This window comes from Spirochaetia bacterium 38H-sp (assembly GCA_039023545.1).
Lineage (GTDB): Bacteria > Spirochaetota > Spirochaetia > Winmispirales > Winmispiraceae > Rarispira > Rarispira pelagica.
In genome coordinates this window covers 1-5294 of the sequence record JBCHKQ010000009.1, presented here as the reverse complement: position 1 = coordinate 5294, position 5294 = coordinate 1, and the positions used below count along the sequence as shown (strand labels likewise).

The window sequence follows — 5294 nt, the reverse complement described above, 5'->3', positions numbered from 1 at the left end:
TGAGCTAGGTTCTTTAACATGAGAAGAGAAGGGAAGGTTGAGTAAGGAGTGGTAAGGTTTTCGAAAAGAACCTTAGTCAATTCTAGAAGATAATCGTTTAGCGATATAGTTTTGAGTAGATTGAGTACTCTTCGGAGTACTTATAATAATGATGGAGAGTTTGATCCTGGCTCAGAACGAACGCTGGCGGCGCGTTTTAGGCATGCAAGTCGAGCGGTAGTGTGGTGCTTGCACCGCACGAGAGCGGCGAACGGGTGAGTAACACGTAGGTGACCTATCCTTTGGTTGGGGATAGCCTGTGGAAACACAGGGTAATACCGAATAAACTCTCGTAGCTATGGTTATGAGAGGAAAGGTCCGTAAGGATCGCCAGGGGAGGGGCCTGCGGCCCATTAGCTAGTTGGTGGGGTAAAGGCCTACCAAGGCGACGATGGGTAGCCGACCTGAGAGGGTGATCGGCCACACTGGGACTGAGACACGGCCCAGACTCCTACGGGAGGCAGCAGCCAAGAATCTTCCGCAATGGGCGAAAGCCTGACGGAGCGACGCCGCGTGGAGGAAGAAGGCCGTGAGGTTGTAAACTCCTTTTCTCAGGGAAGAATAATGCTGGGAGGTAATGCCTGGCAGATGACGTTACCTGAGGAATAAGCCCCGGCTAACTACGTGCCAGCAGCCGCGGTAACACGTAGGGGGCGAGCGTTGTTCGGATTTACTGGGCGTAAAGGGTGCGTAGGCGGTTAAACAAGTCTGGTGTAAAAGGCTACGGCTCAACCGTAGTATGCACCGGAAACTGTGTAACTGGAGTCGCGGAGGGGGAGCTGGAATTCCCGGTGTAGGGGTGAAATCTGTAGATATCGGGAAGAACGCCAATGACGAAGGTAAGCTCCTGGCCGATGACTGACGCTGAGGCACGAAAGCGTGGGGAGCGAACAGGATTAGATACCCTGGTAGTCCACGCTGTAAACGATGTGCACTAGGTGTTGGGTCTTAGAGGCTCGGTACCGAAGCTAACGCATTAAGTGCACCGCCTGGGGAGTATGCCGGCAACGGTGAAACTCAAAGGAATTGACGGGGGCCCGCACAAGCGGTGGAGCATGTGGTTTAATTCGATGATACGCGAGGAACCTTACCAGGGCTTGACATCTACTGGCTGGCTGTAGAGATACAGCTTTCCCATTTTGGGACTGGTAGACAGGTGCTGCATGGTTGTCGTCAGCTCGTGCCGTGAGGTGTTGGGTTAAGTCCCGCAACGAGCGCAACCCCTGCTGTCTGTTGCCATCGGGTAGAGCCGGGCACTCAGACGGGACTGCCGGTGACAAACCGGAGGAAGGTGGGGATGACGTCAAATCATCATGGCCCTGATGTCCTGGGCTACACACGTGCTACAATGGTAGGTACAAAGGGAGGCGAAGCCGCGAGGTGGAGCAAACCCCAAAAAGCCTACCTCAGTACGGATTGGAGTCTGAAACTCGACTCCATGAAGCTGGAATCGCTAGTAATCGCGCATCAGCCATGGCGCGGTGAATACGTTCCCGGGCCTTGTACACACCGCCCGTCACACCACCCGAGTTGGGGGTACCCGAAGCCGGTAGCCTAACCCGCAAGGGAGGGCGCTGTCGAAGGTACGCCTAGTAAGGGGGGTGAAGTCGTAACAAGGTAGCCGTACCGGAAGGTGCGGCTGGATCACCTCCTTTCTGAGAGAAAGAAAGAATAAACACTCCTGAAAAACCTTCCTGTTTTTTTTATATATGGGGGCATAGCTCAACTGGCTAGAGCACCGGCTTTGCAAGCCGGGGGTTCAGGGTTCAAGTCCCTGTGCCTCCATAAAGCAGCGATGGCTGCAGATGGTCTTTGAAATAGCGAGCGAAGGGGAATGAGGAGATATGGTCAAGGAAATAAGGGCTTATGGTGGATGCCTAGGAGCCACACGGCGAAGAAGGGCGTGGTAAGCTGCGAAAAGCCACGGGGAGGAGCAAACATCCTGAGATCCGTGGATTCCCGAATGGGGTAACCCGGCAGGCTGGAGGCCTGTCACACGTAGGTGAATACATAGCCTACGTGAGCGAGACCCGGGGAATTGAACCATCTTAGTACCCGGAGGAGAAGAAATCAAACGAGATTCCCCAAGTAGTGGTGAGCGAACGGGGAGGAGCCCAAACCGTATGGATGTAAGGGTAGGACCGTTGTTCATGCGGGGTTGTAGGGCTGTCCTGGAGAGCGTCCTACCGCTCTCGCGCAGTTACAAAGCATCAGGTTAGTGGAACAGTCTGGGAAGGCTGGCCAAAGAGGGTGAAAGCCCCGTACACGAAAACTTAGATGCCTGCGTGGGGACAGAACCTGAGTAAGTCGGGACCCGTGGAATCCCGACTGAAGCTGGGGGGACCACCCTCCAAGGCTAAATACGATGTGGCTACCGATAGTGGAGAAGTACCGTGAGGGAAAGGTGAAAAGAACCCCGGGAGGGGAGTGAAATAGAATCTGAAACCATAAGCCTACAAGCGGTCAGAGCCTGTACATAAGTATGGGTGATGGCGTGCCTTTTGCAGAATGAGCCTGCGAGTTACTGTTGCAAGCGAGGTTAAGGGATAGTAGTCCCGGAGCCGTAGGGAAACCGAGTCTGAACAGGGCGATAGTTTGCAGTAGTAGACCCGAAGCCGAGTGATCTATCCATGGTCAGGTTGAAGCTCAGGTAAAACTGAGTGGAGGACCGAACCCTAGTCTAGTGAAAAAGGCAGGGATGAACTGTGGATCGGAGTGAAAGGCTAAACAAACTCGGCAATAGCTGGTTCTCACCGAAATAGCTCTAGGGCTAGCCTCGTAATATACTGTTGCGGAGGTAGAGCACTGGTTGGGCTAGGGCCCTTCACCGGGTACCAACCCCAAACAAACTCCGAATGCCGTAACAGGTTTTACGGGAGTCAGACTGCGGGCGACAAGGTTCGTAGTCGAGAGGGAAACAGCCCAGACCGTCAGCTAAGGTCCCAAAACTATGCTAAGTGGAAAAAGAGGTGGAGCGGCGAAGACAGCCAGGAGGTTGGCTTAGAAGCAGCCATTCCTTTAAAGAGTGCGTAATAGCTCACTGGTCGAGTCGCTCTGCGCTGACAATGTAACGGGGCTAAGCATAGTACCGAAGCTACGGGTTGGCACGCAAGTGTCAGCGGTAGGTGAGCGTTCCGTGTGCTGAAGAAGGTGTGCTGTAAGGCATGCTGGAGGTAGCGGAAGTGAGGATGCAGGCATGAGTAACGAAAAGAGAGGTGAGATTCCTCTCCGCCGAAAGCCTAAGGTTTCCTGAGTAAAGGTCGTCTTCTCAGGGTTAGCCGGTCCCTAAGGCGAGGCCGAAAGGCGTAGTCGATGGGAAACAGGTTGATATTCCTGTGCCTCTTATAGTTTCTGATTGGGGTGACGCATGAGGCGAAGCCAGGCGTGGTGATGGTAATCCACGTGTAAGCAAGCGAGCCGTTGAGGGAGGTAGGCAAATCCGCCTTCTGAGGTGAGCTGCGAAGCCGAGGCCTGTAACAGGGCTTAAGCTGGTGGAGTCAAGGTGCCGAGAAAGAACCTCTAGGGTTAAGCTATAAGAGACCGTACCGTAAACCGACACAGGTAGGCGAGATGAATATTCTAAGGCGCGCGGGAGAACTCGCGTTAAGGAACTCGGCAAAATACCCACGTAACTTCGGGAGAAGTGGGGCCCCTGGTGGATAGCGCAAGCTGTTTGTTGGGGGTTGCAGAGAATAGGCCCAAGCGACTGTTTACCAAAAACACAGGTCTCTGCGAAATCGTAAGATGACGTATAGGGACTGACACCTGCCCGGTGCCGGAAGGTTAAGGGGAGCTGTTAGCGCGAGCGAAGCAGTGAACTGAAGCCCCGGTAAACGGCGGCCGTAACTATAACGGTCCTAAGGTAGCGAAATTCCTTGTCGGGTAAGTTCCGACCCGCACGAAAGGTGTAACGACTTGGGCGCTGTCTCAACGCGAGACCCGGTGAAATTGTAGTATCGGTGAAGATACCGATTACCTGTGGCTAGACGGAAAGACCCCGTGAACCTTTACTGCAGCTTGGCATTGGGACTTTGCATGACATGTGTAGGATAGGTGGGAGACTTTGAAGCTGGTGCGCCAGCACTGGTGGAGTCGTTGGTGAAATACCACCCTTGTTATGTAGAGTTTCTAACATTTGCCGTGAATCCGGTAAATGGACAGTGTCAGGTGGGCGGTTTGACTGGGGCGGTCGCCTCCCAAAGAGTAACGGAGGCGCGCGAAGGTTGCCTTGCGCTGGTTGGAAATCAGCGTGTAAGTGTAAGGGCATAAGGCAGCCTGACTGCGAGACCGACGGGTCGAGCAGGCGCGAAAGCGGGTCCTAGTGATCTGGCGGTTCCGAGTGGAAGGGCCGTCACTTAACGGATAAAAGGTACTCCGGGGATAACAGGCTGATCCTGCCCAAGAGTTCACATCGACGGCAGGGTTTGGCACCTCGATGTCGGCTCATCGCATCCTGGGGCTGAAGCAGGTCCCAAGGGTTTGGCTGTTCGCCAATTAAAGCGGTACGTGAGCTGGGTTCAGAACGTCGTGAGACAGTTCGGTCCCTATCTGCCACAGGCGTTGGATGTTTGAGGGGAGCTGCTCTTAGTACGAGAGGACCGGAGTGGACGAACCTCTGGTGTACCAGTTATCGCGCCAGCGGTAATTGCTGGGTAGCCACGTTCGGAAGGGATAACCGCTGAAGGCATCTAAGCGGGAAGCCCACCCCAAGATTAGACATCCCTGGCACGAGAGTGCCCTGAAGGAACGAGGGAGAAGACCTCGTTGATAGGCTGGCGGTGTAAGCATGGTAACATGTTCAGCCGACCAGTACTAATAATCCGTGAGACTTGACCATATCTCCCCAAATCTCCTTTGCTGGCTTTTTTAAAGACAAATAATTTGCCTGGTGACTTGAGCGGAGGGGCTACACCCGTTCCCATCCCGAACACGGAAGTTAAGCCCTCCAGCGCCGATGGTACTGCCCTTTTTGGGTGGGAGAGTAGGTCGTCGCCAGGCTTTTTTATTTTTCCTGGAGGTTTATATGGGTAAGGGCGATAAGCGTTCCCGCAGAGGGAAAATCTGGCGTTCTACTTATGGTAAATCCCGTCCTAAGAAAAATAAAAAAAAGAACAAATAGTTCCTGCCTTATGGCAGGTTTTTTTTTATGCCTAGTGCACTAGTAAGCTCTTTGTTGCTTACTTCTATGCTTCTCCTATATGCGCCGCAGGCAGGCATAAGGGGCGCCTTATGCCGTTCGGCCTAATGTATTATTT

Annotated in this window: 1 protein-coding gene, 1 tRNA gene and 3 rRNA genes; all 5 read left to right on the top strand. The window is 53.6% G+C overall.

The window, feature by feature from the left end; genetic code table 11:
• The first annotated feature begins 148 nt into the window (after positions 1–148).
• The 5 genes from WKV44_10440 (at position 149) to WKV44_10420 (ending at position 5158) form a co-directional block, all read left to right on the top strand.
• Positions 149–1694: ribosomal RNA gene (locus WKV44_10440) — 16S ribosomal RNA — on the top strand.
• A gap of 56 nt (positions 1695–1750) precedes the next feature.
• Positions 1751–1824 (top strand) — tRNA-Ala (locus WKV44_10435).
• A gap of 61 nt (positions 1825–1885) precedes the next feature.
• Positions 1886–4876, top strand: a 23S ribosomal RNA gene (locus WKV44_10430).
• Positions 4877–4923: 47 nt separating this feature from the next.
• Positions 4924–5037: ribosomal RNA gene (gene rrf, locus WKV44_10425) — 5S ribosomal RNA — on the top strand.
• Together the 16S, 23S and 5S rRNA genes with 1 tRNA gene alongside form the textbook arrangement of a ribosomal RNA operon.
• Before the next feature lie 25 nt (positions 5038–5062).
• Positions 5063–5158 (top strand): 30S ribosomal protein THX, encoded by a 96-nt coding sequence (locus WKV44_10420; GenBank protein ID MEM5948953.1) that lies wholly within the window; start codon positions 5063–5065, stop codon positions 5156–5158.
• Positions 5159–5294 lie beyond the last annotated feature (136 nt).